Raw genomic sequence first — 25,978 nt, 5'->3', positions numbered from 1 at the left:
GGCGCGAGTGGGATGAGAACGGGCCGTTAAGCGAACATGCCCAAAGGCATGTTCGTAGGCCCCGGCGTGATAGTCGCAATAGTCGTGGCCGTACGAATGAGTACGGTCACGCTGCGACGGAGCGAATCCCACTCTCTCCGCCATAGAAGCAAATTCGACCGATTCCTGTATCACGGGAATCGGTTTTTTGCGTCTATGGCGCGAGTGGGATGAGAACGGGCCGTTAAGCGAACATGCCCAAAGGCATGTTCGTAGGCCCCGGCGTGATAGTCGCAATAGTCGTGGCCGTACGAATGAGTACGGTCATGCTGCGACGGAGCGAATCCCACTCTCTCCGCCATACATTGAAGATACAGCCGATCCGGGCACTTGCCGGTCGGTTTTTTCGTATGTTTTGCGAGCCGTCCCGATCGTATGAAGAACGAAAGAGCAGGCCAACCTAACGAAGCGGAGGTGGCCTACATGAACATGAACGAGGATCAACTGAACGTCCCTCAAGACGAGCTGGTGCAGGCCTGGCAGCATACGCTTCCCGAGCGGTTGACAGCGGGCGATCAAGCCGAAGTGATGCCCGACGAGTCCGACCCGACCCGGCTGCTCGTGCATATCCGCACCGCGGGCCGGCAGATGATGGAGTTCGACTTTGCCGTGCGCTACGTGGACAGTCGGGAGATCGCCATCGAACTCTCCGACGTCGAGCGGGACGGACAGTCCGTCGACGAACGCACCGACGTCATGCAGGAGCTGATCGCGGACTATCGCCGTCATCTGCATGAATGCGCGCAGGCGCTGCATCATTTCACCAAAGCTTAGAAGAAGGGGCTGAGGCAACATGGCGAACGATAACGGCATGGCGGACAAGAACTTGAGCAACGTGGTCGAAGACCTCGCCGAAGCTCCGGTGAACGCCCACCACGCGCAACAGCTGCAGCAGAAGCACAACGATCGGCGGCATCAGGACGCGCTTAACCACGACGAGCCGGTCAGCAACAACAACTCGCTGGATCATCACGAATAGCCGGGAGGAGGAAACCGCATGAAACCCAGGGCGCAATCGGTCGCCCAGCCGGACCGATCGGGCGGAGGACGCAAGTCGCGGGACGAGCATCGACCGAACGAGCCGCTCTCCGGCTCGAAGAAAGTAAAGAACCATAACCACGTCAGCCATCACAATACCGAGGGTTGACCGAAGAGATGGACAGAGATCCCAGCGCAATGCTGGGATTTTTTTCGTCGATTTCACAAACTGAGGCTACCAACAGCACTGTATGTACTGGTATAATAATAAGAAAAGAATGTAATCTAGGAGGTGCCTATGACCAGTTCCAAGCATAAGAAAGCTTCCCCGCCGAAAGTTAAAGCCACTGCACCAATCAGGCACCACAAGCTGTCGCCGCTCGATATTACGCGCCGCGTCATCGCCATTATGGTCGGAGCCATCCTCGTCGGCACCGCGCTCGAGATTTTTCTCGTACCGAACAACATCATTGACGGCGGCATTACCGGTATATCCATCATCGCCGCTCACCTGACCAAGCTTCCGCTCGGGATCTTCCTCTTCCTGCTGAACCTCCCGTTCCTCATCATCGGATACAAGTCCATCGGCAAGACCTTCGCCTTATCCACCCTGCTCGGCGTCATTACACTCGCGGTTACGACCCAGTTGCTTCACCATGTGGATCCTTTTACGGACCAAACGCTCCTGGCGGCCGTGTTCGGCGGCATACTGATGGGCGTCGGCGTCGGGATCGTCATCCGCTTCGGCGGCTCCACGGACGGGACGGAGATCGTCGCCATCGTGGTGAGCAAGCGTTCCCCGTTTTCCGTCGGCCAGATGGTCATGTTCATCAACTTCTTCATCCTTGGCAGCGCAGGGCTCGTGTTCGGCTGGGACAACGCCATGTTCTCGCTGATCGCTTACTATATCGCATTTAAAGTCATCGACCTGACGATCGAAGGCTTCGACGAATCCAAGTCCGTCTGGATCATCAGCGACAACTATCGCGACATCGGCGACGCGATCGTCAGCCGTCTCGGACGGGGCGTCACTTATCTGAACGGCGAAGGCGGATATTCCGGCAGCGCCAAGCAGGTCATCTTCTGCGTCATTACCCGGCTCGAGGAAGCCAAGCTCAAGTCCATCGTCACGGAGCTCGATCCGCTCGCCTTTTTGGCCGTCGGCAACATCCATGACGTCAAGGGCGGACGCTTCCGCAAGAAAGACATTCATTAACAGTTGGAGAAAATGCTGCAGAAATTTTTACAATTATTTTAAGCAAATCAACTTCCCCCTCCGCTGGAATTGAGATACAATGAACCTGCTGCCTTGCGCGGCAAATCTCAATACAGATAGGTTTTGGGGAGGAAACGCATATTGTTTAAACGACGGAATTGGCTGGCTGCGGCAGCCGCACTCATGATGCTCGTAATGATTTTGTCCGCATGCAGCGGTTCGAAGTCGCCGCAGGAGACGCTGGAGAACTCGCTTAAGAAATCGTCCGATATCAAGTCCTATAATATGAGCGGAAGCCTGAAGATCGCCGATCTGAAGCTGCCGGAGACGGTCACTTCGGATCCCGATTCCGCCATGGCTTTGGGCATTCTGCAAAATGCCGAGCTGTCCTGGACCGGAGCTTACCGCAAAGATCCGATGCTCATGGACATCACCTTGCAAGTGGCGATCAAGGGTGATCTGGCCATGACCTTCTCGCTGCCGATCATCATGAACGAGCAGAAGATGTGGATCAAGGTGCCGAACCTGCCGATCTTCGGTCAGCTCGGTCTGCCGGAGGATCTGGTAGGCAAGTTCATCGAGATCGATATGAAGAAGCTGGCCGAGGAGCAAGGCACCAAGATGCCGACGTTGGACATCGGCCAATCGCAGAAGTTCGCTAACGATCTGTACGCGATTGTCTTCAAGCACCTGGACGAAAAGACGTATCTGAGCAAGATATCGGTCAAGGATTCGGGCATCCCGTCCGAAGCCAAGGTGAAGGACGTCGTTCAGCTGCACGTGACGAAGGATCAGGTAGAACCTTTCCTGCAGACCGTCGTTACGAAGATCGCGCCTGAAGTGATCGACCTGCTGTCGAAGAACGAGGACTACCGCAAGATGCTTCAGCTGGAGCAATCGGACCTCGACCAAGCCAAGCAGGAAATCGACAAGGTCAAGGACGAAGACCTGGCCAAAGAGATGGAAGACTTCAAGAAAGAAGTCAAGTCGCTCGACATTCTCGCCAACACCGGCATCAACGGCGACGGCTACGCGAGCTACACCGATGCGACGATCGCAGCCGAGATCGAGAGCGAAGGCCAGACCGGCAGCGGCACGATCAAGGTCGTCACCGAGTTGACGAACATCAACGGAGACGTCAAGCTGCTCGGAGAGCCGAAGCCGGAAGAGATCGTCCCGATGGACCAACTGAACAGCATGGGCCTGGGCGGACTTGAAGGCAGCTTCTAATCGATTGGCGGAACGCCTCGACATATAGCGGAATAAGAGAGGAGTCGTCCCTGCGGGGACGACTCCTTTTTGCTGCGTTCTGCTTCGTTGGTGGGGGCGGGAGGGGGGCGTGGCGTACGGCCCCGCCCCGTTCAGCCATGCTGCGGCGCGCTGTTGACGGAGGGCGAAGCGGGCATTCGGCGAATCGGCGCCAGGGTCATCCAAGCGACCGCGAACAGCAGCCCCGAACAGACGTACAGCAGGACGAGCGGAACATGCGTCTTCAGCGTCCCGGCGAGCGACATGGAGAGCAGCATTGCTCCTATCAGCAGAGGCGTGCGGATGCCCGTCACCCGGCCGATCATCGCCTCCTCGGTATGCTGCATCGTCAATGCGGCATTGCCGGCGAAGATGGCCGGCTGCAGCAGCGCGATCGCGAATTGGGCCGCCATGCAGAGCCACAGCCAAGGAGACAGGCCGGTCACCGCAATGCCGGCCGCGTTCACGAGCAAGCCCAGCGCGAGCAGCCGCTGCGGCGAGAGCTTGCCGGCGAGCTTCAGGACGAGCAAGCCGCCGATCAGCTCTCCGGCGCCGTAGGGGATCGCGATCCATTGGAGCGCCGTCAGCGGCAGACCGAGCCGCTCGGTCACGAGGAAGGCGCCGAGCGGCTGGATGAGGCCGACGCCGAGACCGACGATGGCGAAGCTTAGGCTGAGCAGCGAAAGCACCCGGCTGCGCAGCAAATAGCGGAATCCGTCCGCGAGCTGCGCCGTCAGGCGAGTCTGTTCGATGGGGACGTTCTGCGCCGGCATCGGGGACGGACCGGGGGAAGGCGAAGGCGCGCCTTCTGCAGCAGACTCGTCCTTCGGCACGGCGGCCAGAGAGAGCGCCGACAGGACGAAAGCGGCCGCGGTCAAGAGAAGGGCGGCATCGATCCCTAGATGCGCGTAGACGAAGGTGCCGAGTGCCGGTCCCACGATCAGGAATACGGAGAAGATCGTCTGAATCGCCGCCATCCCCGCGGGCATGTCGGCGTCGGGGACATGACGCTTGAACAGCTTCATCCCGGCCGGCTGCGAAAATTGGGATAGGATCGCGGAGACCAGCGTGGCGCAAAAGTCAAGATGCCAATGGCCGACGGCGACGGCCACCCACACGCCGAGGATGGAGGCCGCGCTCAGCCACTCGCACAGAATCAAGGTCCGGCGCGGACGCCACCGGTCCGCGAACGCGCCGCCGACGATCGAGAAGAGAAAGATCGGCGCGTATTCCGCGACCGATACAAGCGCGACAGCATACGCGTCCCCTCCGCTTCGTTCCATTACGCACAGCAGGACGGCGAAGTTGCGGATCCAGATCCCGAGCTGCGCGAAGACGGCGGACACCAGGACTGCGCGAAGATAGCGGTTGGCGTGCCAGGGCGCCCGATCAATGGCTGCGTTCGGTCGCATCGGCAGGCACCTCCCGGACCGAGATCGGAATCTGAATCTCGGTGACGTGCTCGGAGACATCCAGCGTATCCTTGAAGCCCACATGATGGACCTCGCGCCCGGGACCGCTCGGCACGCGGCCGCCGCGTTCCATCCAGTCCTGCAGTGCGGCGTAGGCCTGCGTCATCTCGGCCTGTCCGCCCCGCTGGATGACGCACGCCATCTCCCGCACCGCCGCCAACGTGCGAACGCGGATGCGCCCGCCTCCGCCGTCCGGCGGCACCGGATCCTCCGGCGCCAGCGGGAGGGCGACTTCGATGGCGACGCCGCTCGCGGACGGGTCTCCGCCGTCGCCTCCTTCCGCCTCGCCGTACAGTGCGATCGCCGCCCCGACCGGCACGCCGTGTAACTGGACGTAGCCGATCAATTCCTCCCACAGGCGGCCCTGCTGATCATAGTCCGGCAGCGTGTCCCGCAGCGAGAGCACCCGCAGGGCCGGCACCTCTTTGACCAGCACTTCCAGCGCCCCCGCAGTCCGGGCGAATCCGGACCGGATGCCGTGGGTCAAGGCGCGGATCCGGGAGAGCTGGTCCTGCTCGGCCCGGATGGCTTCTTCGATCTCGCGCGCCCGCTGCTCCAGCATCGCGACGATGATCCGGTCGGCCTGCTCGCCGGCGACGAGCGTTCCGATCTGCTGCAGCGTAAAGCCGAAATCCCTCAGCATCAAAATCCGGTGCAGCAGCGGGAGCTGGCTGGCCGAATAATAGCGATAGCCGGTCTGCTCGTCGATATGCGCGGGCTTCAACAGCCCGACTTCGTCGTAATAGCGCAGCGTCTTGACGGATACTTTGTTCAGGCTGGCGAATGCCCCGATTCGCAGCATGGACGGTCACGCTCCTTTTCCTCTTGAGATGAGAGTAGCATAATCCCTCCCGTCGGAGGAGAGTCAACATCCTGCCGTCCTTCGGAAGAAAAGGCCGGAGATGGCCGTCATTCCTGACATAGGGTTGTCAGGGCGGCTGAGGTAGAATAAGGCTAACAAGGGAAGCTGACGTCCGGCGAATCGGAGGCGAAAGAAAATGGGAAATGATACGGGACTAGACATGGAATCGGCGGTCCGCGAGGGAGAAACCCTTAGCCGGCGCCGGCTGAACCGGGCGCTGCTCGCCCGGCAGCATCTGCTGCGGCGTGCGGATATGCCCGCGCTCGAGGCGATCGAGCACTTGGTCGGCTTGCAGGCGCAGGCGCCTATCCCGCCTTACTTCGGACTGTGGACGCGGCTGAACGGCTTCCGGCCGGAGGACCTCGGTGCGCTCCTCCTGAGCCGGCAGGCGGTGCGCATCGTGCTCATGCGGGGCACGATCCATCTCGTGAGCGCCCGCGATTGCCTCGAGATGCGGCCGTTGATCCAGCCGGTCCTCGATCGGGGGCTCTCTAGTCTCCTGAAAGGGCGGCTCGCCGGCGCGGACCCCGCGGAGCTGGCCGAGGTAGGCCGTCAGCTCGTGGAGGAGCGCCCGCTGACCTTCAGCGAGCTCGGTCAGGCGCTTGCGCCGCGCTGGCCGGATCTGGATCCTGCCGCGCTCGGCGACGCGATCCGAGGCTTGGTCCCGCTCGTTCAGGTGCCGCCGCGCGGCATCTGGGGCGAGAGCGGGCAGGCGATGCACACGTCGGCCGAACGCTGGCTCGGCAAGGCGCTGAATCGCGGTGCATCGTTGGAGGGGCTCGTCCTGCGCTACTTGCGCGCGTTCGGCCCGGCGTCCGTCGCGGATATGCAGAAATGGTCGGGCCTGACCGGGTTGAAGCGGGTCGTGGAGCGGCTGAGACCGCAACTCCTCCTATTCCGCGACGAGCGCGGCGGCGAGCTGTTCGACGTGCCGGACGCCCCCCGGCCCGCAGCGGAAACGCCGGCTCCCGTCCGTTTTCTGGGCGAGTTCGACAATATGCTGCTCTCTTACGAGGATCGTACCCGAATTTTGCCGCGAGATTACCGCTCCCGGGTATTCACGGTGAACGGCATCATCCGCTCCGCGTTCCTCGTGGACGGATTCGTGCGGGGGCTGTGGCGGACGGAGGTCAAAGGAGGCGCGGCCAGACTCGTCATCGAGCCCTTCGAGGAGCTGGATCGCGCGGATCGCGAAGCGCTGGCGGAGGAGGGCGAGGGGCTCCTCCGGTTCGTCGCGCCGGATGCGGCAACGCGGGAGATCGCGTTTCAAGCCGAGCGCCGATAAAGGAAGGAACATGATGAAAGGACGACGGACCTTGACGGAACGGCGAATAGGACATCCGTCCTTTCGGTCCGCCTGACCATCGATTACACTTAGGGCATAGCGGTTCGCAGTTGAACCGGATGGCGCGCGGGAGGGGTGCGGATGGAAATCGCGAGAGATGCGGAGGCGGCGGCGAGGCTGCTGGCGGAAGCCGGCCTGGGCGGCGTATTCCGGCCCGAGAGCGTAGCCGCCATGGAGCTGCGAACATACGCGGACAAAGAAAAGGTGTGCGGCCGCGGCGAGGAGCTGGGCGGGATCTATGTCGTCGCGGCCGGGCGCCTCAAGATCTACACCGTGATGCCGAACGGCAAATCGATGCTGCTGCGTTACTCCAGCGTGCCGATGCTGATCGGCGACGTCGAATGGAGCACGTCCTCTCCCGCATGCAACACGGTGGAGGCGTCCGGTCCGGCGACGCTGCTCTTTCTCGGCAGGGCCAAAGTGACGGCCTACGAGATGAACCATCCGCCCTTTCTGCACTTCATGATCCGCAATCTGAGCCACAAGGTGTCTACCCTCGGGATCGGGGCTTCGACCAACTTGCTGTACCCGACGGAGAACCGGATCGCCAGCTACTTGCTGACGCTCCTGCCCGCCGACGGCGGCGGGGGGCCGGACGAGGAGATTCGGGCCACCAACCTGATGGAAATGGCGGAGCTGCTGGGTACGAGCTACCGCCAGTTGAATCGCGCCCTCAAGCGGCTCGTCGACATCGGCGTGCTGAGCCGTGCAAGAGGGAGACTGGCCGTGCTCGACGAAGCGAGGCTGCGGGAGCTGGCGGACAATCACCGATACACGTAGGCGACGAGAGAGCCGGAGAGGAAGAGGATGTTATGGCCGGCGTGCTGTATGCCCTAGCGGCGGGCGTCATCATCGCCATCCAGGGCGCGATGAATACGAGAGTGAGTGAAAAAGCAGGCGTCTGGATGACGACCACGCTCGTCCACGGGATGGGCTTCGTCGTTTCGCTGCTCCTCTATCTGTGGCTGCGGGGCGGCAGCCCGGAAAACCTGTGGCAGTTGAACAAGGGTTACCTGCTGGGCGGCCTTCTGGGCGTCGGCATCGTCGTCGGCGTCAGCCTGAGCATCGGGCAGCTGGGCGCGGCCTACGCGATGGCGATCATCTTGGTGGCGCAGCTCGTCTTTGCGCTGGGGATCGACAGCCTCGGCCTTTTCGGCTCTCCGCGCGTCGCGCTCGAATGGAACCGGATCGTCGGCATCGCCGTCATGATTGCGGGCATTTTGATCTTCAAGTGGAAATAATCGCGGCGGCTCCGGACGACGGAGCGGAGTGATCGCTCTTTCATAAAGGACAAAATAAAAGCTGACGCCAAATGTGCATGGCGTCAGCTTGTTTGTGCGGTTTAAAGGGGAACTACGCTTCTTTCGGCTATGGTTATGCAACAAAAAAAGCCTTGATTTCTCAAGGCTTTCGGGATGTCGGAAAATGGTCGAGACGACAGGATTCGAACCTGCGACCTCTTGGTCCCGAACCAAGCGCTCTACCAAGCTGAGCCACGTCTCGAAGGTACAATGAATAACGAACGAAATTGATTATAGCACAGCGGTTCGGAAAAGAAAAGGCCTTTGCCCCGGAATTCGCAGGGAAAATACGGAGGTCGATTCGGCTGCATTTGGGCTTGCATATTTATAATATCTGTTATACATTATATATAACAAACAAACGATGCGATCGGTCCTCGGCCAAAAAGGAGCGTGACGGTATGTCGTCCAATATCCCCCTCCAACCTACCCGTCCCGCCGAACCGCCCCGGAAGCGCCAGTCCCATCTGCGGCTTGCGCTGCTGTTTGCGGCGTGCGGACTGGTCGCCGCGGCCGCGGTATTGCCTTATCAGCTCGCGGTGACCCAGGCGACGCCAGCCGCGGCCGACGTTCCGCTCGCCGTCTCGGTGATCGCGTCCCTCGCGCAGGCTGCGGTCCTGACCTTCCTGGCGAGCTGGCTCGGCCTCGCGATGGCCGGCCGCGTCGGCCTCGGCGCGCCGCTGCTGCGCAGCCGGGTCTACCGCGGGGAGAGCGGTCGGAGCCGGCCGCGCTGGTCCTGGGGCGGGTTCGCCGTCGGTGCCGTCGGCAGCCTGATCGGCACGATCGTGCTGCTCGTGCTGGACATTTGGCTGTTTCAGCCGCGAATGCCTGAGGTAGAACAAGCCGAGAGCGTCGCGCTCTGGAAGGGCGCGCTGACCTTCCTCTACGGCGGCGTCGTGGAGGAGGTCCTGCTCCGCCTGTTCACGATGACGCTGATCGTCTGGCTGATCGCGAAGCTCATGCGCCGCGAAGCCGGCCGGATTCCCGCAGCCGTCTATGTAGCCGGGATCGTCCTGGCGGCGCTGCTGTTCGGCGTGGGCCATCTGCCCGCGACGCAGGCCGCCTTCGGCGAGCTGACGCCTTGGCTGGTCGCGCGGGGACTGATCGCCAACGGCATGCTTGGCCTCTGGTTCGGCTATCTGTACTGGCGCCGGGGACTGGAATACGCGATCGCGGCCCATATGGTCGCCGATCTCTTGCTGCACCTGATCGCGCCGGCCCTGCTCTCTTAAGGGCAAGAATAAGGGCCAGGAAGGGACTTGAATCATGATGTGGATGGAAATCGACCTGCAGTCGGAGGTCCCGATCTATACGCAGTTGGTCGACCAACTGATCGAAGGAATCGCTTCCGGGCAGCTCAAGCCGGGCGATCCGCTGCCTTCGGTCCGCAGCCTGGCTGCCGACCTGGGCATTAATCTGCACACCGTCAACAAGGCTTATCAGCTATTGAAGCAGGAAGGCTTCCTGCAGGTACACCGCAAGCAGGGCGTCGTCGTCCAGCCGGGGGGAATGCCCGGCGTCACGGACGCCTTCGCCGCCAAGCTGCAGCGCCAGCTGCGGACCTTGGCCGCCGAGGCCGCGGTGCGGGGCATGTCCGAGTCGGAGTTCGCCGATCGGAGCGCCCAGGCTTACCGACAGCTGATGACGAACCAAGGAGGAGAAGCGCGATGATGAATACATGGGGATGGGTTACGCTGGCCATACTGGATCTCGTCATGGCCGGCACATTTATCGGAATATCGGTCGTATCGCCGACTTACCTGCTCTTCGGCATCTACGTGCCGGAAGAGGACCGCGGCGACCCGGCGCTGGGCCGCATTCGCAAGCGGTATGCGGCTTGGGCCGTCGCGAGCGGCCTGCTGGGCCTCGCCGCCGGAGCCGCAGCATCGATGCTGTCGGATGGGAAACCGGACGTCGTACTGCCGGCGACACTGGTCGTCCAGTTCGCCGGGTTTGTACTCGCCTGGCGAGGAGGACGTCGCGCGGCCCGCGCGCTGAAGGCGGAACGAGGGTGGGAGGCACCTACCCAGACGAAGCGGGTCATCGACCTGCGGTTCCGCGAGCGCCAGCGCCTCGTCGGCAGCGGCTGGTACGCCGTGCATCTGCTGGTCATCGCCGTCTGCGTCGCGGCGGCGGTGCTCAATTGGGACCGCATCCCGGACGTGATGGCGACGCACTTCGATATCAACGGGCAACCGGACCGGTATTCGAACAAGTCGTTCGGCTCTGTCTTTACGCTGAACCTCCTGCAGCTCGTCATGCTCGGGATGTTTGTCGGCATCAACGCCATCATCGGAAGAATGCGGCAGAACCTGGACCCCGGCAAACCCGAAGTCTCGCTCGAAAAGCAGCTCCGGTTCCGCCGGGCCAACTCGATCTTCCTTTACGCGCTGTCGCTTTTTATCGTGGTGCTCTTCGGCGCGATCCAGGGCTTCACCATCTACGGCTGGCCGCAGAAGTTCATCCTCGGCTTTGCGGTTGTGCTGCCGCTCCTGCTGATCGGCGCCGTCATCGCCTTCCTCGTCTACCTCACCCGGAACGGCCTCGATGAGCAGGCGGCGGGACCGTACGCCAAAGACGACCGGTATTGGCGCGGAGGAGGCTTGATCTACTTCAACAAAGAGGATCCCGCGCTCATGGTGGAGAAGCGATACGGCGCCGGCTGGACCCTCAATATGGCGCACCCCCTCGCCTGGGTATTCTTGATTGGCATCGTGCTTCTCCCGATCGCGGTCGTCGTGATCGCGACTACGCTCGGTTGACCTCCCGGGCTTCGGGCCAGGCTGCATCTCGTTCGCGCGGCCGGCCGGGAGCTCGACGTGCGTCCGATTGCTCGGACAGGCTCGGCCATGATAGGATGGGGTCAACCATCGGAGAAGGAGTGCCGAATCATGCCGAATGCCAGAACGATGAAGCTGTTGACCGGCGTCCTCGAGATCATCTTGGCGATCCCGTTTATCGGGGGGCTGATCGTGATCGGCTGGGGATACGCGCCGCTCGTCATCATGTTGATTCTACACCTTATTACGCTCCTGATGTCCAACGCCAACCGCGAGTCGTCGGCGGGGTCGATCTTGGGCATCGTGACTTCCTGCCTCGCCTGGATCCCTTTTGTGGGCTGGTTCCTGCATCTCGTGACCGGGTTGGCCCTGCTGTTGGGAGCTTTGGCTTCTCCCCGCCGCGCCTAATGGCATCCCCGCAAAGCCGCATGGCTGGCGGGGATGTTTTTGCGTTTTCGGGCCGCGAATCTCGCGAGGGCGTTTCTTGATAAAAATAGAGAGTCCAAGCCGCGGATCATTTGCTATGCTAGGTTCAGCAGCGAAAGCGTCACGCAGATGCGGGGATGGCGCGGAAAGGAGGCGGCATGCAGACGGTAGACACGGTTCAACGCGCGATCGATTATATCGAGGAGCGCCTGGCCGAGCAGGTCACGCTGGAGGAGATCGGCCGTGCGGCGGCGATGTCGGTGCCGAACCTGTACCGTCTGTTTTACGCGCTGACGGGTCACCCGATCAAAGAATATATCCGCAAGCGGCGGACGAGCGAGGCGGCCGTCCTCCTCCGCCAGACGGAGTTATCCGCCAAAGAGATCGGGTTCGCCTGCGGCTTTGACGCCTATCAGACGTTCCTCAAGACGTTCAAGCGCTGCACCGGCCTGACCCCGGGCCTTTATCGGACCACGGGGACGATTTATCATTTTGAACGGATTCACCTGCAGGAGCGGGTGGCGTACGCCGAAGAGCGGGAAGTGTCGGAACGTTACCAAGATGTGAAAGTCATCCGCCTCGCTCCCCAGCGCGGCGTGAGCTGGCTCCATGTCGCGGACCGGGAGGAAGGCATGGAGGAGGAGGCGTTCGCCCGATTCGCGAGCTTGCTCTCGGATCGCCGGATCGACCCGGGGCGGGCGCGGCTGTTCGGCTGGAACGCGGAGCCGGGGGAAGGTACGGGGACGTACGGCTACCGGATGGCGGCCGTTGGCGACGAGTACCTGGGCGACGCGGCCGGAAATACGGAGCCGCTGGAGCCTGTCGAAATGCTAGGCGGCACCTATGCCGTCACCTGGACGCCGCCGCATCCGCCGGCCGAGGTCCGGAAGACTTGGGACCTTCTGCTGTCGGAGTGGCTGCCGCGAAGCCGATTCGAGCTCGGGGAGCACGGATTCTTAGAGGAATACCAGACATTCAACGGCCGCCTGGCGCGCATGAAGCTTTACCTGCCCGTAAGACGCTCCGAGGAACGAGACGGCATCGAGATCGCGGAGCGGGCGCCCGTAAAGGTCGTGACTTTCCGGGCGGAAGGAACGGACTGCGCGTCCCGGGCGGACGCAGCCGCCTCGGCGTGGCTGACGCGCCGCGGCCTCGCGGGGGACCGGCGGCTGCAAGTATTCATGAGATGCAGCTATGGCACATCGCCGGAGGAAAGTCAGACGTATGAGATCGGCATTGCCGTTCCCGAAGCGCTGCCGTCCGCCGTCCTCGGGGAGGAAGACCGCCTGTCCGAACTGGCGGGCGGCTCGTATGCCTGCCTCGCCACGCGGGCGTACGGCTCGATGACGGGCGTCCTCGAACGGATCTATCGCTGGCTCGCGGCGTCGGAGACGTATGCTTTGGACGACGCAAGGCGCTGGTATGCTTGCTACCTGCCGGCCGATCACGTCCGGGCGCAGGAAGACGAAGAGCTGGAACGTTCGATCCGGGCGGTCTGCTGCGTGCCGGTCGTACGGCGTCAAACCCCATGAGGAGGCTTCCTTTTGAGCAAAAATCCCGCACATCCCCTTCCACCGGAAGGGTATAGACCGGCTGTCATTCCCCAGACGCTAAAAATGATCTATGGAGGGAAAGCGATGAACCCAGCACAAACGCCCGCGGCGGGCCATGAGCAAGCTAGCCCGATCCAAAACAAAGTCGGCAGCATTTTCATCCCCGTACGGGATATCGAGCGTTCGCGCAGCTGGTACTGCCGGGTCCTCGGACTGAACGAAGACGAATGCGAAATCCTGAGCGGCCACCTGTGTCCGCTGCCGATGCAGGGGACCGGCATCATCCTCGATACGATGCCGCAGTGGGGCGGCGACCGGCCCGAGGGGGCTCCGACCATCGAGACGCCCGCCTTCATGTTGATGACCCAGGATCTGCAGGGCTCGCTCGACTACATGAAGCGGATCGGGGCGGAGCTCGTCACGGAGATTGAGCACGATCATTGGTTCGTCGTGAAGGACCCGGACGGCAACAAGCTGATGATCTGCCGGGAGTAAGGGGACGATCGAACCCCAAACAAGAATGGCGGCTTCGGGAACATTCCCGAGCCGCCATTCTTTCTTTTGGTCTGTTATTTGGACAGCAGGTTGTACAGCACTTGCGCCACTTGAGCGCGGGTAGAGATCTCCTTCGGATTCAGCTTTCCGTCGGCCCCCGTGACGACGCCGCCCTCGACGAGCGACTTGAAGGCTTCCTGCGCGTAGCCGGCGATGCGGCTCGCGTCGGAGAAGCCGGACACGGACGCGCCCCCCTTCGCCGCCGGCAGCTCGCCAAGCGTATCGAGCGCACGGTACAGCAGGGTAAACAGCTCCTCGCGGGACACTTTGCTGTCCGGGGCGAATTTGTTGTCGCCCAGGCCTTGCGTAATGCCGAGCCGCTTGGCCGCCGCCAGGTAGTTCGTATAATACGTGCTGCCCGCATCGGCGAAGTTCGCGGTCGGCTGTTCGTCCGGCCCGATGCCGTAAGCCTTCAGCAGCAGGACGACGAACTGGCCGCGGGTGACGGTCGCGTTCGGGCTGAAGTGCGTCTCGTCGGTGCCGGTGGTGACGCCCCGCGCGGCCAGGTAGACGACCGCGTCCTTGTACCAGATGCCGGGCGTTACGTCGGAGAACGAGACGGCGTTGTAGCCGATGATGTATTCCGAGAAGTGCGTCGTCGCGAAGTCGACCGTGCCGGTCGCGGCATGGAATCCGCCGCGCAGCGTGATCAGCTCGCCTTCGTCGCTAATCCGGTAGACGACGACAGCTTGCGGATCTTCCCCGGCCTGAAGCGCGTACGGCAGGCTGACGGAGACGCGTCCGCCAAAGCCGGATATGGCCTGATCGCCCGCAAAGACATAGAGGTCGAAGACCGGACGATCGCCCAGCGCTTGCTTGCCCTCCTCCGTTAGCTCGGATTTGGCGATCTTGACGACGATGTCTCCGGCGTTCGGCGAGGCTTGGATGCCGTCGACGGACGAAGCGTCGAAGACGAGCGTGCCGAGCCGGCCGAAGTCGAACTTCAGTTCGGCCTTCGTATCCTTGGCGAGGCTGTCGAAGGCGCTTCGCGGAATGCGAAGCTCGACCGAGCGGGAGGCGTCTTCCGCGGCCACCTTGAAGGCGACGACCGTCTTCTTGCCGGCCGCTTCGGCCTCTTTCGCGCCGTCCAGCAGCTCCTGCGCCGCGGCTGCGGTGATGGCGGCCGTCGTGGCGCCTGTGGCCGCATCCGTCTGGGAGGCTACCGTCGTGCTGATAATGGCCTTGGTCGGATCGGCCGGATCGACCGGGATCGGCGTAGGTGCCGGCGTCGGAGAAGGCGGCGGCGTCGGCGTAGAACCGCCGGGCCCGCTTGGTCCGCCAGGGCTGCCGGGCGAGACGTAAGCCGGCACGACGACTTCGACGTCGGGGCTAGCAATGTAACCGAACTTGGCCGCGAAGCGGACGTGGTACGTGCCCGCAGCCAAGCCACGGATCGCGGGTGCCTTCGCCGGACGGTAGTCGGCGTCGCCGTGACGCTTGAACTCCTGGCCGTCCGCCGTGCCCGTGATTTGGCCGTCATTGTTGGCCGAGGAGGTCGGGGCGATGCCCGTCAGCCCGGTCGGCGGGGCCTGTAAAGCCGGCACGACGACTTCGACGGCCGGGCTTTGGCTGTAGCCGGGCTTGGCCGCGAAGCGCACGAGATAGGAACCCGGCGCCAGTCCGGTAATCGCCGTTCCCGTGACCGGGAGATAGTCTTTGGCGGAAGCGGGCCTATACTCTTGCCCTTCCGTCACGCCGATAATCTGACCGTCCGCTGCTTCGGGCGCGCTCGGCGCGATGCCGGACAAGCCGGTCGGCGCTTCTTGCCCCAGATCGCCATAGGCCGGAATGACGACCTCGACGATCGGGCTCGCCCGGTACCCCGGCTTGGCCGCCACGCGCACTTGATACGTGCCGTAGACCAGGCCCGTGATGGAAGGCGCCGTGGCGGGGAGGAAGACGTCGTCGTCCGCGAATTTGTATTCCAGATCGGTTGTGGTGCCCGTAATTTGTCCGTCATCGTTGGCCGGCGAGGTCGGAGCGATTCCGATCAAGCCCGTCGGGGGCGCTTGGTCGAAGATCGGAGCCGGTACGACGACTTGGATCGATTGGCCGGCCGGGTAAGCCACCTCGGCGTGCACGCCGCCGACCGCTACGGGACCTTGAAAGCCCGGCTTTGAAGCGTAGCGCACTTCATATGTGCCGTAGACCAGTCCGGTGATGGACGCGCCGTTCGCCGGGAGGTAATCCGATGCTCCCGCCAGCTTGTACTCCAGAGGCCGGCCATTCACGCCGACGATCTGGCCGTCGCCGCTGTCCGCGCCCGACGGCGCGATGCCCGAAAGCCCGGTCGGTACGGATTCGAGACGAGACAAGACGCGGTCGAGCCCCGCTTTGTAGGTTTCGTTGTACAGGTACGGCTGATTGTTGGCGTTGACGGCGCCCGGCTGAATCGTTTTCCAGCCGTACATCAGCTCTACGTGGCCGAAGATCGGTGCCGTGTTCCCGTTTTCGTCCTTGTTGTCTTTGTTGTAGATGAAGAAGTAAGGAACCTGCAGTTTGTTGGCTACGACGGATTCGCCGTTCGGGCCTAGGTAGTTTACGTTGTTCGACGTCTTCAGGTACTGCGTCTGGATGTTGGTCAGGTAAGTATTGACCAGATCCACGTACAGCCTGGCGTAGGCATTTCTGGTGTCGCGCACCATGAGCCGGTCGTTCTCGTGCGTGTCGTAGCCGGCCGGCTTGGAGACGTCTACGCCGGCATCGAGCCGCGGATCCCACATGTAGACTTTGTCGACGTTGTACTTTTTGGCGTATTCGTTGATGAACTTGATCGCCGCCTGGGTGTTCGGGCACCAGGAGCCGCCGAACAGGATGGCATAGTTGCCTTGGCTGGCCAGCAGTCGGGTTAGCTCGTGATAGGTTGTGTGCTCAAAGACCAGATTGCGGTCCGATCCGTCGAAGATCGGCGGCTGGCCGGTCGTATTGTGCAGGACGTTGGCGTTGAAGGCCGGCGCGATAAAATCGTAGGCGTCGACGCTGTCGTAGGACGAAGCCGCCTGCAGGACGCCGAGGACGTCCGACTTGAAGGCCTCGATCTTGGCTGCGTCCGGCGAGCCGTCCGTCAAGTAGTCGGACTCGTCCCCGTCGATTCTGAGCGAAGCCAGGATCGGCGCGCGGTTATCGCCGTTCTTGTGGTTTTTGTTGTAAACGAACAAGAGGGAAGCATCCTTGACGTTGGACGCCGGGCTCGGCGCGACGACCGCGCCGCTCGGGTCCCTCTCGGTCAAGTATTTGCTGACCAGATCGGTGTACACATTGGCGAACCGGTTGGCGCTGTCCGCGATGTCCAGCGCCGCGCCGTCCAGTTTGGTGTCGAAGTTGTAGACCGTCTTGACTCCATAGGCCTTGGCGACCTCGTTAATGTAGCTGATGTTGGCCTGGGTGCCGGCGATCGAAGCGCCGCCGAACAGGATGGCGTAGGTGCCGTCGCTATCCAGCACATGGACGAGATCCTCATAGGTGAGGGCCTTGAAGACGTGGTCGGCGTTATGCAGCTTCGGATAGACGTCGGTGAAATAGTCGTAGTGGCTGATCGCCGTGCCCGAGAGCGGGGCGAAGGCCGAAGCCTCGGCCGCGTTCGCCGAGCCGGCCCGGTAGAAGGCCGGCAGCACCAGGAGGGCGGCCATCAGCAGCGCTACGATGCGCTTGGCAGGGATAAATTTAGCGTTCATAAGGGCTCCTCTAGTCGTGTAGTCAAAGTAAGATAAGGCGGAAAAGCGTCCGACTTACGGGCAATTTTCCTCGACCGGCGGGCACACCTCGTCCGAAGGCGAAGAGGAAGGCGACGACGGGGAGGAAGCAGGCGAGGACGAGGACGAAGACGAAGACAAAGACGAAGCGGCTGCTGCCGGTTCGGCTGCCGCCTTCGCGGTCGGCTTCGTATCGGACTTCTTCACGAAATTGGCGGCTTTCTTCGGCTCGGGCGTCGCGGTCGGCACCGGGGTGGCCGTCGGCTTCGCCGTCTCCGCGGCGGGAGCGGGCGTCGCTTGCGGCTGGGCCGCCGTCTTCGGCTCGGCGGTCGCTGCGGCAGGCTTCACGGCAGCCGTCGTCACAGTGCTGGAAGACTTGGCTTCGCCGGCTTGCGCTTGAGCCGCCGGAGTGGCCTTAGGCGCGACGTCCTTCACGGCGACGGCCGGCTCGGTCGCAGGCGCTGCGACTGCAGGCGCGGCTTCCGCCTTCGGCGCCGGAGCGGGGGAAGTGGCGGGTGCTTCATTCGAAACGGCGGTCGCGGGTTCTGCCGCCGGCGTGGGCTGCTGGGCGGAAGCGTCGGCGGTGGGTGTCGCCTCCGGCGTCGCTTCGGGCGCGGCCGCGGCGGTCGGCGATGCCGTCGCTACGGCGACAGCCGGCGCGGCTTCCGCTTTCGACGGTCCTTGTTTGGCGGCGATGGCAGCGTAGGTGATGGCGGAAAAAGCTACGGCTGCGACGGCAAGGGATACGGTTACTTTCTTCACGGATGTCCGTCCTTTCGCTACGAGGCGCGCGTTCGCGTCTTCCTCGCGCATGGTGGGATTCGTGGAGGCGGCCCGGAGCGGATCCGGACGCGCCGAACGGGACGACGAACCGGCCCAACGTGACTTCTCCCCTTTTCACGTTTGGTCCGAATTCCAAAAAAAGAAGACCCAACCTAGAACGCCCAAAAGGGCGATCTCTGTTGAATCTCTGGCGGTCCAGTAGATGTAGAAATCAACTTTTTTCGTCTCATTATCGCTTCACGTAACCTCATCTTAGTCGCGCCTCCTATCTCTGTCAATCCTTAATTATTTATTTTCTATCGTTTTTGTCGGAATTAAAAACAAACGATTGACAAGCTCATTCGACAAAGGTAAAGTAAACCTACCACAAATTCCAACAAAGTTTGTTGGTTTAGGAGGATAATTCGCAGTGAATATCGACAACAACCTCTTATCCGCGATTGAAACGAACTGGTACGGCTTCGTCCTATCGTTGTTCGTGTTCGGGATATTGTTTTACTTGGCGCGCAAGCGGGTCGGCTTCGGCACGCGCGTGCTGACCGGCCTTGGCCTCGGCCTGGTCGCCGGCATCTTCTTCCAGAGCTTCGACTTCGAGACGAAAGCGATCGCGACGTTCGGCAGCATCTACGTCAGCCTGATCCGGATGCTGGTCATTCCGCTCGTTTTCGTGCTCGTGCTGAACAGCATCGCCTCGCTGACCAGCCTGGACTACTTGCGCAAGATCGGCTTCAAGACGTTCGCCTGGTTCCTCGGCACGACGGGCGTCGCCTCGATCATCGGCCTGCTCGTCGCGCTGCTCTTCAATCCGGGCCGCGGCATCCAGCAGGCGGTGCCGGAAGGCTTCCAGGCGCGGGAGATCCCGACGTTCTCGGATGTCATCCTGAGCCTCGTGCCGTCGAATCCCTTTAATGAAGCTGCGCAAGGCAAGGTCGTGCCCGTGCTCATCTTCGCGATCTTCATCGCCGTGGCCATCATCAAGGTCGGCTCGAAAAACCCGGATGCGGTAAAGCCGGCGCGCGATCTGATCGCCTCGCTTACGCAAATTATGCACCAGGTCGTCAAGTTCATCATTCGCCTGACGCCCTACGGCGTGTTCGCGCTGATCGCGGGCATCACGGCCAAGTACGGTTGGGAGACGCTGCAGGAGCTCGGCAGCGTCATCGTCTCCTCCTACGTCGCGCTGATTCTGCACTTCGTGCTCGTGTTCGGCGGATTGGTGCTGCTGGTGGCCAAGGTCAATCCAATCCATTTCTTCCGCAAAATTTACCCGATGATCGCCGTCGCCTTCACGACCCGCAGCAGCTATGCGACGCTGCCGGTTAATCTGGAGGTCATCACCAAGCGGCTGCACGTTTCGCCGCGCATCGCGAGCTTCGTCGCCCCGCTGGGCGCCTCCGTCAACTTCAACGGCTGCGGCGGCGTCTGGCCGGCGATCGTCGCGGTGTTCACGGCCCAAGTATTCGGCATTCATCTGTCCCTGACGGACTACATTATCCTGGTGCTCGTGAGCATCATCTCTTCGATCGGCGTAGCCGGCGTTCCGGGACCCGCGGTCATCTCCACGACCGTCGTGCTGACGGCGCTCGGGCTGCCGCTTGAAGGCATCGCGATCGTCGCCGGCGTCGAAGCGCTGATCGACATGGGCCGCACGGCGGTCAACGCAACGGGCACGACGGTGACGTCCCTGCTCGTGGCGCATTCCGAAGGCGAGTTCGACCGCGAAGCGTTCAACCGCAACGATGACGAGGATCTCGTCGTCAGCCCCGTATAACGCGGCAGACCGGACAAGGCACCCATGCGGGTGCCTTGTTTGCTTTCAAAAAAATAGACGAATACGCGCTGCGCTGTGCCCCGGTTCGGTCAGGAGCTTGACGGCGACGCCGGCCGGTGGAAGGCGCGAAGAATCTCCGCGCTGCTCCAAAACAGCAGAAGGGCGATTACCGGATGCAGCGCCGACAATGCGCCGATGCGAGACGACAAGACGGCAGTCAGAAACATGCCGATCACCATGCCGAACAATCCGACGCTTCTCATGCGAAGCCGAACGGGCAGGCGGGCGCCCCAGGCGCAAAGGGCCATGAGGAGGGGGAGCGGCGCTACATATCTAGCAAAGCCCGCATGGGCGACCCAGCTTTTGGAATCGACGAAAAGCGCAAGCCCCGCGAAAAACACTTGAAGGGCGATGGAAACGGCGAACAGCCAAGCGAGCGCGATAAACAGAATACGTGCCGCACGAAACGTTGCATTAGACATGGTCGTCAACCTTCCCCTCTATGGCATCCATGCGAATGATCGAAGATAGGCGGACGGGATCCGTTTCCCCGATGGCGGAGATTCGCGGGGGTCTCGGCAAGCGCAAACGGGTATGATCGTGATAAATGCGCGTAACCAGCGTCCCCAGCGGACTCCCGTCGCCGTGGCGGATCACGCTCCAAAAACGTCTCTCCCGGTCCTCCCAAGGTCCCCAATGCTCCTCCGATTGCGGAAAAAGGCCTGGCAGCACGGGCTCGGAGAGGAAGCCCGCCTCGACCATCTCCTCCGTTAACGGATGGAAAAGCTTGAGGCAGAAGAAGCCGTACGCCGAATCCCCGCCTTTGGCAAACATTCGCTCGATGTCCGGCAAATGAGCGTCCCACACATCCTGCCAACGGCGATCGACGTATTGCTGCGCGTAAGCCGCCAGCATGCTCAGCGCGGCTCCTTTCAATGTTCCGGCCATTTCGTTCATATTCCATGCCCCCTTGGTTGGTTTGTTGCGTCACGCCCGCTCATGATCGGCTCTCCAAGCGCGAATGGACGCTTTGATGCGGTCCGGCGTCGTACCCTCTGCGGCCGCCTTGTCGCACAGGCTCAAAAATTCTTCGTCGGATGCGAAACGCAAGGCGATGATTTGGCCGGTCGTCAAACGGGGATCGAGTCTCCGGCCGGACAGGACGTAGTGGCGCAGGCTTTCTTCCGCGCGAATCGCGCGGTCCTGGACCTTGCAAGCGAATCGTCTGGCAAAGAACATCGTCATGACCGCAACCAGGGACAAGGACACGACAAGGAGCGACAAGAACATCGACTCCAAGCTCCGCGCCGCAAGCCATAGATGCACGATCGCCGCGGCCAACGTGATCAACCCCAACGGCACAAGGACAAAGTGAAAGGCCGGCACCATCCTGACGTGATTGCCGTAGTTTTGCGATTTCATGAGGCACCCTCTTTCCTCGTCTATTATGAGTGAGTGCACACTCAAATCCGAAGACGCGGACACCAAGCCCCATATCAGAATGAGGGTTGCGGATCAGCGTCTGTTTCGCATCGGACTTCCTTGACTTTGAGTGAGCGCACACTCATAATGAAAGCATAACGAGCGTTTTCTGCCATGTCAATAGAGCGGAGGAGCAAAATTGGATTTAAAAAGCAAAATCGCGGAAGCCGCCGAACAAGTGCTGCTGACGAACGGGCTGGCCAAAACGACGACAAAAGAAATCGCACGGGCGGCGGGCTGTTCCGAAGGGTCGTTGTACAATCATTTTAAGAGCAAGGAAGATCTCTTTCTCCATGTGTTGCGCGGACAGCTGCAGCAGTTGATGAAGACGATGGGCCGGCTGCAGAGCCTCGACGGCAAAGAGACCGTGCGGGGGAATCTGGTGCACGTGGCGCTTGCGGCGCTGGAGGATTTTTCGAACTCCATGTCTTTGATCTGTTCCGTTTTCTCGGAGCCGGGTATTTTGCTTCGTCACCGGGAAGGCTTTGCTGCGCGCAATGAAGGTCCTCACCGTGCCAACGAGGGGTTGGAAAGATACTTGTCGAAAGAAAAGCAGCTTGGCAGAGTGCCGGAAGGCATGGATCCGAGAGCCGTTGCCGACTTGCTGCTGGGAAGTTGTTTTCAGCATGCGTTCCAGCTGAACTTTATGGGGGGACGGGAGTCTCCGGAGGATCGGCTGCAATACGCGAACCGATTGCTCGATACGCTGCTGCGCGAATAATAAAAGGCCGCCCTCCGTCTCTCGAAGACGGGGACAGCCTTTGCCGCGATCAAACGCCTCAAACGGGCTGCTCGGCTTCTTCCTCGTGCGGCTCCTCGGCGGCCTTTTCCTCGCCCTGCCACAGCAGCTGCATCTCCGGGCTCGTCGCGAGCAGCTCGGCGAGCGTGCCCGAAGCTTCAATCCGGCCGTCCTTCAGCACGAGGATATGATCCGCGCGCGCGAGCGCGGCCCGGCGATGGGAGACCGCGATGCAGGTCACGTCGCGCTCCGCGAAGAGCCGCTCCCACAGCACCTTCTCCGTCTCGACGTCGAGCGCGCTCGACAGGTCGTCGAAGATCAGGAGGTCGGACTGCGTCATGAGCATCCGCGCCGTGGCGGCGCGCTGGATCTGGCCGCCGGAAAGCATGACGCCGCGCGGTCCGACGGGCGTCTCCAGCCCGTGCTCGAGCATCTCGAGGTCCTGCTCCATCACGGACAGCCGGATGACGTGCTCGAGCGCTTCGGGCGACACCGTTGCGCCCTGCGTGATGTTGTCCCGGAGCGTGTCGCTGAACAGCCTCGGCACCTGTGGCGTGTAGGCCGTCCTCGGCGGTTTCAGATAGGCGGCCGGGTCTTCCACCGGCCGGCCATTCCAGCGAAGCGAGCCGTTCGACTTCGGCAGGAGACCGAGGAGGGTGCGCACGAGCGTCGACTTGCCCGCACCGATTCGCCCGGTGACGACGAGGAACTTGCCGCGCTCCAGGCGGAAGCCGATGTCCCGGATGCCGTTGTCCGAGCCCGGATACGTATAGGAGAGACCCTCGACTTCCAGGCTTTGCAGACGATCCTTTTCATCCGTCTTAGGCTCCTCCGCGGGCGGCGGGTCGCCGTACAGATGGATCGGGCTGTGCTCGACGACGCGGTCCTCCTCGCCCGGGCGGAACAGGACGCGCATCCGCCCGATCGCGACCCGCAGCCGCTTGTGCTGGAATACCATGTAGCCGAACAGCGAGACGCTGAACGTAAAGGTGCCGAGGTACGAGGTGAACAGGGCGATGTCTCCGACGGTGAAGCGGCCGGCCTGCATCTCCGCGGCGCACATCAGCAGGATGACGCCGGTGCAGATGCTGAGCACGTGCTGGTTGAGCGAACGCATCCACTGCTTGAACAGGCTATCGCGCAGCGCCGCCTTCCGCCGGCTCTCGTTCAGTTCCTCGAACCGGTTCATCACGTGGTTCTCCGCCTGCCCGAGCTTAACGGCCTGAACGGCGCCGAACGTCTCCGCGATAAAGCCGGTGATGCGGCCGGTGGATTCCCGATTCAGCTGGGCATAACGTCTCGCGCGATTGCCGGACAGATTGTTGAACAGCGTGACCACGACGAGCGGGAGAATGGCGACGATCGTGATCTGCCAGTTGATGCTCGCCATGATCACGATACAGACCGAGGCATAGATCAGCCGGCCCCAGAAGTCCACCCAGGACTCCACATATTCGACGACCTCGTCCACATCCTCGCGGAACCGGGTCATCGCTTCCCCCGGCGAAGCCGGCAGGTTGCGGCCCGGCCAGCGCATGATTCCGGCCAGCATGTTGCGGCGAAGGATCGCCTGAAGGTGATAGATGTACGTCACCCATTCATAGAAAGCGAGGAAGAACACGCCGACGCGGGCAAAGCGGACCAGCGCCACGACGATGAGCGGCAACGTGAGCCAGAGATAGTCGTGGGAGCCGCTCGTCGTCCGGTCGAAAAACCACTTCATGCCGAGGCCGATGCCGACCGGCAGCGAGTGGAACAGCCCCCACAGCAAGCCGTTGATAAGATATAAGAAGGGATTGTAGCGGAACAATCGCCCCATAAAACGCGTGACCGTCATGCCAATTCCTCCTGTCGGTTCGTACGGAGCAGACGGGCATAGGCCGAGTTCTCGTCCCGGGCCAGCGCGGCCCGGTCTCCGAATTCGACGATGCGCCCTTGGCGCAGCACCATGATCTTGTCGACCTGGTCCAGCGTAGACAGCCGGTGGGCGATCACGATGCCCGTGCAGCGCTCCAGCAGCTGATTCACGGCCGACTGCAGCGTGGCTTCCGTAGCGGCGTCGAGACGCGAGGACGGCTCATCCAGAATGACCAGGCTAGGCTGGGTCAGGAACACCCGCGTCAGCGCGAACAGCTGCGCCTCCCCGGCGGACAGCGACGAGCCGCCGGACGCCAGCTTGGCGTCCAGGCCGCCCGGCATCGCGTCGATCCAGGTACGGAGCCCGAGCCGCTCGGTCGTCGCGAGGATCTCCGCGTCGGACAGGTCGGGGTTGAACAGCGTCAGGTTGTCGCGGAGCGTCCCGTCGAACAGCTGCACGTCCTGTGTGACCATGCCGACCCGTCGGTACAGCGCCTCGAGGCGCAAGGAGCGGATGTCGACGCCGCCGACGCGAATCGTGCCGGTGTCCAGATTGTACAGGCGGAGCAGAAGTCGGCTGATGCTGGACTTGCCGCTGCCGGTACGCCCGATGAGCCCGAGGCGCTCGCCCGGCTTCAGCTCGAAGGTCACGTCGTGCAGGACGCGCTGGTCCTCGTTGTAGCCAAAGTTCACCTGCTCAAAGGACACGGACAGCGGACCGGCGGGAAGATCGTCCCGCTCGCCATCCGCGATCTCGCTGCGGAGCGTGAGCAGCTCCTGAGAGCGGCGCAGGCCGGACTTCGCCTTCTGGAATTCCTGCATCTGATCGCCGAGCTGCTCGATCGGTTCGTTCAGCATTTGCGTGTACTGGAAGAAGAGGAACAGCATCCCGAGCGTGATTTGCTCCTGCAGGTACATGCGAATGCTGAGCACGAGCACGACGGTGACGGCGATCGTGAACATGACGACCGTGATGTTCCAAGGCATGACGCGCAGCATCCACGCCCGCCGCCCGGCGAGAAACACCGAGCGCATCGCGCGATGGAACCGGTTGAGCAGGCGCGGCACGCCGCCGTTCGCCTGCACGTCCTCGATGCCTGCAATCCGCTCTTCGATGAGTCCGTAGAGGGCGGCGTTCGCCTGGCGCTCCGCCTGGGAAGCCTTCACGCCCATGTCGCGGATGGAGAACATGACGCAGATGGACAGGCCGGTGAAGACCGTCATCGTGAGGGCGATCGGCCAGTTGTAGACGAACATGTAGCCGAGGATGCCGCCCAGCATCACGAAGCTGCCCACGATTTTGGCGATGAACATCGCGAAGAAGTTCGACATATGCGTCACGTCGCCGTCGATCCGCTCGATCATTTCGCCGGGCGATTTGACGTTGTGGAACCGCATATCGAGCCGCAGCGTGTGCCGCAGCAGGTGGGACCGGATCCGATTGGTCGCGCGCCAGGCGACGTCGTTCCCCAAGTAGTCCACCGCGACCGTGAACAGCTGGTTCAGCACCGCGATGACCAGATACAGCCCTGCCAGCGAGAGCAGGCTGGAGAGGGCGCCCGAGCCGGTCGCGCGGTCGATGAACCGCTGAACGATCTGCGGATTCAGGAGCTGAAGCCCCGTGGTGACGAGCAGCATCAGGATGAGGGCGAGCATGCGCCACTTGACCGGGCGAAGATACTGCAGCAGCCAGGTCATGGAGCGTTTGGATGGTTGCGGTTGGTGCGGCATAAAGAGATGCCCCTTTCTGAGAATAGCCAATCTGGGCCGGCATGACCGCGGGGACCGAGGCTGCATCAGACGGGAGCGCTGGAGGGAGCAATAAAAAACTCCAGGCGCAACCGCCTGGAGCGAGGTATGCAAAAAATGGGAAACTTAC

The 25,978-nt window shown here is 62.2% G+C and carries 25 protein-coding genes and 1 tRNA gene; 16 read left to right on the top strand and 10 right to left on the bottom strand.

All coding sequences use genetic code 11. The features are described from left to right. The first annotated feature begins 462 nt into the window (after nt 1-462). The 5 genes from LKX83_RS12515 (at nt 463) to LKX83_RS12495 (ending at nt 3,463) form a co-directional block, all read left to right on the top strand. Entirely contained in the window at nt 463-813 is a 351-nt protein-coding gene (locus LKX83_RS12515) for a hypothetical protein (protein ID WP_227882595.1), read from the top strand. Between the two features lie 19 nt (nt 814-832). Further along, nucleotides 833-1,018, top strand: coding sequence for a hypothetical protein (locus LKX83_RS12510; protein ID WP_227882594.1), 186 nt, complete (start codon nt 833-835; stop codon nt 1,016-1,018). 18 nt (nt 1,019-1,036) lie between these two features. Beyond that, nucleotides 1,037-1,186: a small acid-soluble spore protein P gene (locus LKX83_RS12505; RefSeq protein ID WP_227882593.1), complete on the top strand. Its 150-nt coding sequence runs from the start codon at nt 1,037-1,039 to the stop codon at nt 1,184-1,186. Between the two features lie 129 nt (nt 1,187-1,315). Next, the gene (locus LKX83_RS12500; RefSeq protein ID WP_227882592.1) at nt 1,316-2,233 is read left to right on the top strand and encodes a YitT family protein; all 918 of its coding nucleotides are present in this window, start codon (nt 1,316-1,318) and stop codon (nt 2,231-2,233) included. A 141-nt stretch (nt 2,234-2,374) separates the two neighbouring features. Further along, on the top strand, nt 2,375-3,463 hold the full coding sequence (locus LKX83_RS12495) for a hypothetical protein (protein ID WP_227882591.1): 1,089 nt from the start codon (nt 2,375-2,377) through the stop codon (nt 3,461-3,463). Nucleotides 3,464-3,594: 131 nt separating this feature from the next. On the opposite strand, the gene LKX83_RS12490 is transcribed toward LKX83_RS12495, so the two are convergent. Together LKX83_RS12490 and LKX83_RS12485 are read right to left on the bottom strand one after the other, a co-directional pair. Then, a complete protein-coding gene (locus LKX83_RS12490; protein ID WP_227882590.1) occupies nt 3,595-4,893 on the bottom strand; it encodes an MFS transporter in 1,299 nt (432 codons plus the stop codon). Then, entirely contained in the window at nt 4,871-5,755 is an 885-nt protein-coding gene (locus LKX83_RS12485) for a MerR family transcriptional regulator (protein ID WP_227882589.1), read from the bottom strand. The genes LKX83_RS12490 and LKX83_RS12485 overlap by 23 nt, the downstream gene beginning before the upstream one ends. A gap of 196 nt (nt 5,756-5,951) precedes the next feature. Here LKX83_RS12485 and LKX83_RS12480 point away from each other — a divergent pair, with 196 nt between their 5' ends. The 3 genes from LKX83_RS12480 (at nt 5,952) to LKX83_RS12470 (ending at nt 8,401) form a co-directional block, all read left to right on the top strand. Then, the gene (locus LKX83_RS12480; RefSeq protein WP_227882588.1) at nt 5,952-7,100 is read left to right on the top strand and encodes a winged helix DNA-binding domain-containing protein; all 1,149 of its coding nucleotides are present in this window, start codon (nt 5,952-5,954) and stop codon (nt 7,098-7,100) included. Nucleotides 7,101-7,241: 141 nt separating this feature from the next. Next, the gene (locus LKX83_RS12475) at nt 7,242-7,940 is read left to right on the top strand and encodes a Crp/Fnr family transcriptional regulator (RefSeq protein WP_227882587.1); all 699 of its coding nucleotides are present in this window, start codon (nt 7,242-7,244) and stop codon (nt 7,938-7,940) included. A gap of 32 nt (nt 7,941-7,972) precedes the next feature. Beyond that, on the top strand, nt 7,973-8,401 hold the full coding sequence (locus LKX83_RS12470) for a DMT family transporter (protein ID WP_227882586.1): 429 nt from the start codon (nt 7,973-7,975) through the stop codon (nt 8,399-8,401). 185 nt (nt 8,402-8,586) lie between these two features. Here the strand turns inward: LKX83_RS12470 and LKX83_RS12465 are convergent. Further along, nucleotides 8,587-8,663: transfer RNA gene (locus LKX83_RS12465), tRNA-Pro, on the bottom strand. 199 nt (nt 8,664-8,862) lie between these two features. Here LKX83_RS12465 and LKX83_RS12460 point away from each other — a divergent pair. The 6 genes from LKX83_RS12460 (at nt 8,863) to LKX83_RS12435 (ending at nt 13,715) form a co-directional block, all read left to right on the top strand. Further along, entirely contained in the window at nt 8,863-9,693 is an 831-nt protein-coding gene (locus tag LKX83_RS12460; RefSeq protein ID WP_227882585.1) for a CPBP family intramembrane glutamic endopeptidase, read from the top strand. 34 nt (nt 9,694-9,727) lie between these two features. Continuing rightward, entirely contained in the window at nt 9,728-10,132 is a 405-nt protein-coding gene (locus LKX83_RS12455; RefSeq protein ID WP_370639071.1) for a GntR family transcriptional regulator, read from the top strand. Next, complete coding sequence (locus LKX83_RS12450; RefSeq protein WP_227882584.1) at nt 10,129-11,223, top strand: DUF1648 domain-containing protein; 1,095 nt, start codon at nt 10,129-10,131, stop codon at nt 11,221-11,223. The genes LKX83_RS12455 and LKX83_RS12450 overlap by 4 nt, the downstream gene beginning before the upstream one ends. Nucleotides 11,224-11,352: 129 nt before the next feature. After that, nucleotides 11,353-11,649 carry a hypothetical protein gene (locus LKX83_RS12445; protein ID WP_227882583.1) on the top strand — a complete coding sequence of 99 codons (297 nt, stop codon included), beginning with the start codon at nt 11,353-11,355 and terminating at the stop codon, nt 11,647-11,649. Nucleotides 11,650-11,825: 176 nt separating this feature from the next. Further along, nucleotides 11,826-13,199, top strand: a complete 1,374-nt coding sequence (locus LKX83_RS12440; RefSeq protein ID WP_227882582.1) for an AraC family transcriptional regulator — start codon at nt 11,826-11,828, stop codon at nt 13,197-13,199. Nucleotides 13,200-13,304: 105 nt separating this feature from the next. Continuing rightward, nucleotides 13,305-13,715, top strand: coding sequence for a VOC family protein (locus LKX83_RS12435; RefSeq protein ID WP_227882581.1), 411 nt, complete (start codon nt 13,305-13,307; stop codon nt 13,713-13,715). Nucleotides 13,716-13,789: 74 nt separating this feature from the next. Here LKX83_RS12435 and LKX83_RS12430 read toward each other — a convergent pair whose 3' ends face one another. Both LKX83_RS12430 and LKX83_RS12425 read right to left on the bottom strand, forming a co-directional pair. Next, on the bottom strand, nt 13,790-17,449 hold the full coding sequence (locus LKX83_RS12430) for an S-layer homology domain-containing protein (protein WP_227882580.1): 3,660 nt from the start codon (nt 17,447-17,449) through the stop codon (nt 13,790-13,792). Between the two features lie 54 nt (nt 17,450-17,503). Beyond that, the gene (locus LKX83_RS12425) at nt 17,504-18,229 is read right to left on the bottom strand and encodes a hypothetical protein (RefSeq protein WP_227882579.1); all 726 of its coding nucleotides are present in this window, start codon (nt 18,227-18,229) and stop codon (nt 17,504-17,506) included. A 436-nt stretch (nt 18,230-18,665) separates the two neighbouring features. On the opposite strand from LKX83_RS12425, the gene LKX83_RS12420 reads away from it, so the two are divergent. Continuing rightward, a complete protein-coding gene (locus LKX83_RS12420) occupies nt 18,666-20,021 on the top strand; it encodes a dicarboxylate/amino acid:cation symporter (RefSeq protein WP_227882605.1) in 1,356 nt (451 codons plus the stop codon). Between the two features lie 89 nt (nt 20,022-20,110). Here LKX83_RS12420 and LKX83_RS12415 read toward each other — a convergent pair whose 3' ends face one another. The 3 genes from LKX83_RS12415 to LKX83_RS12405 are packed head-to-tail and all read right to left on the bottom strand — an operon-like array spanning nt 20,111 to nt 21,443. After that, nucleotides 20,111-20,503, bottom strand: a complete 393-nt coding sequence (locus LKX83_RS12415; RefSeq protein ID WP_227882578.1) for a DUF6220 domain-containing protein — start codon at nt 20,501-20,503, stop codon at nt 20,111-20,113. Then, nucleotides 20,496-20,978 carry a DUF6022 family protein gene (locus LKX83_RS12410; RefSeq protein ID WP_227882577.1) on the bottom strand — a complete coding sequence of 161 codons (483 nt, stop codon included), beginning with the start codon at nt 20,976-20,978 and terminating at the stop codon, nt 20,496-20,498. Before LKX83_RS12410 ends, LKX83_RS12415 begins: the two co-directional genes overlap by 8 nt. 30 nt (nt 20,979-21,008) lie before the next feature. Further along, the gene (locus LKX83_RS12405; protein WP_227882576.1) at nt 21,009-21,443 is read right to left on the bottom strand and encodes a DUF6526 family protein; all 435 of its coding nucleotides are present in this window, start codon (nt 21,441-21,443) and stop codon (nt 21,009-21,011) included. A 199-nt stretch (nt 21,444-21,642) separates the two neighbouring features. On the opposite strand from LKX83_RS12405, the gene LKX83_RS33905 reads away from it, so the two are divergent. Beyond that, nucleotides 21,643-22,224, top strand: a complete 582-nt coding sequence (locus LKX83_RS33905; RefSeq protein WP_255654505.1) for a TetR/AcrR family transcriptional regulator — start codon at nt 21,643-21,645, stop codon at nt 22,222-22,224. 58 nt (nt 22,225-22,282) lie between these two features. Here LKX83_RS33905 and LKX83_RS12395 read toward each other — a convergent pair whose 3' ends face one another. Beyond that, complete coding sequence (locus LKX83_RS12395; protein ID WP_227882575.1) at nt 22,283-24,079, bottom strand: ABC transporter ATP-binding protein; 1,797 nt, start codon at nt 24,077-24,079, stop codon at nt 22,283-22,285. Then, on the bottom strand, nt 24,076-25,830 hold the full coding sequence (locus LKX83_RS12390) for an ABC transporter ATP-binding protein (protein WP_227882574.1): 1,755 nt from the start codon (nt 25,828-25,830) through the stop codon (nt 24,076-24,078). The genes LKX83_RS12395 and LKX83_RS12390 overlap by 4 nt, the downstream gene beginning before the upstream one ends. Nucleotides 25,831-25,978 lie beyond the last annotated feature (148 nt).

The organism is Cohnella baijiui (assembly GCF_020731285.1).
Classification (GTDB): Bacteria; Bacillota; Bacilli; order Paenibacillales; family Paenibacillaceae; genus Cohnella.
The sequence above is the reverse complement of the archived record's forward strand: the minus strand, read 5'-3'. Positions and strand labels throughout refer to the sequence as shown.

Bases quoted from the DNA above. Each gene is read 5' to 3' on its own strand.
- LKX83_RS12515 (WP_227882595.1), top strand. From the start codon at position 463: ATGAACATGAACGAGGATCAACTGAACGTCCCTCAAGACGAGCTGGTG.
- LKX83_RS12510 (WP_227882594.1), top strand. From the start codon at position 833: ATGGCGAACGATAACGGCATGGCGGACAAGAACTTGAGCAACGTGGTC.
- LKX83_RS12505 (WP_227882593.1), top strand. From the start codon at position 1,037: ATGAAACCCAGGGCGCAATCGGTCGCCCAGCCGGACCGATCGGGCGGA.
- LKX83_RS12500 (WP_227882592.1), top strand. From the start codon at position 1,316: ATGACCAGTTCCAAGCATAAGAAAGCTTCCCCGCCGAAAGTTAAAGCC.
- LKX83_RS12490 (WP_227882590.1), bottom strand. From the start codon at position 4,893: ATGCGACCGAACGCAGCCATTGATCGGGCGCCCTGGCACGCCAACCGC.
- LKX83_RS12485 (WP_227882589.1), bottom strand. From the start codon at position 5,755: ATGCTGCGAATCGGGGCATTCGCCAGCCTGAACAAAGTATCCGTCAAG.
- LKX83_RS12480 (WP_227882588.1), top strand. From the start codon at position 5,952: ATGGGAAATGATACGGGACTAGACATGGAATCGGCGGTCCGCGAGGGA.
- LKX83_RS12475 (WP_227882587.1), top strand. From the start codon at position 7,242: ATGGAAATCGCGAGAGATGCGGAGGCGGCGGCGAGGCTGCTGGCGGAA.
- LKX83_RS12470 (WP_227882586.1), top strand. From the start codon at position 7,973: ATGGCCGGCGTGCTGTATGCCCTAGCGGCGGGCGTCATCATCGCCATC.
- LKX83_RS12460 (WP_227882585.1), top strand. From the start codon at position 8,863: ATGTCGTCCAATATCCCCCTCCAACCTACCCGTCCCGCCGAACCGCCC.
- LKX83_RS12455 (WP_370639071.1), top strand. From the start codon at position 9,728: ATGATGTGGATGGAAATCGACCTGCAGTCGGAGGTCCCGATCTATACG.
- LKX83_RS12450 (WP_227882584.1), top strand. From the start codon at position 10,129: ATGATGAATACATGGGGATGGGTTACGCTGGCCATACTGGATCTCGTC.
- LKX83_RS12445 (WP_227882583.1), top strand. From the start codon at position 11,353: ATGCCGAATGCCAGAACGATGAAGCTGTTGACCGGCGTCCTCGAGATC.
- LKX83_RS12440 (WP_227882582.1), top strand. From the start codon at position 11,826: ATGCAGACGGTAGACACGGTTCAACGCGCGATCGATTATATCGAGGAG.
- LKX83_RS12435 (WP_227882581.1), top strand. From the start codon at position 13,305: ATGAACCCAGCACAAACGCCCGCGGCGGGCCATGAGCAAGCTAGCCCG.
- LKX83_RS12430 (WP_227882580.1), bottom strand. From the start codon at position 17,449: ATGAACGCTAAATTTATCCCTGCCAAGCGCATCGTAGCGCTGCTGATG.
- LKX83_RS12415 (WP_227882578.1), bottom strand. From the start codon at position 20,503: ATGTCTAATGCAACGTTTCGTGCGGCACGTATTCTGTTTATCGCGCTC.
- LKX83_RS12410 (WP_227882577.1), bottom strand. From the start codon at position 20,978: ATGAACGAAATGGCCGGAACATTGAAAGGAGCCGCGCTGAGCATGCTG.
- LKX83_RS12405 (WP_227882576.1), bottom strand. From the start codon at position 21,443: ATGAAATCGCAAAACTACGGCAATCACGTCAGGATGGTGCCGGCCTTT.
- LKX83_RS12395 (WP_227882575.1), bottom strand. From the start codon at position 24,079: ATGACGGTCACGCGTTTTATGGGGCGATTGTTCCGCTACAATCCCTTC.
- LKX83_RS12390 (WP_227882574.1), bottom strand. From the start codon at position 25,830: ATGCCGCACCAACCGCAACCATCCAAACGCTCCATGACCTGGCTGCTG.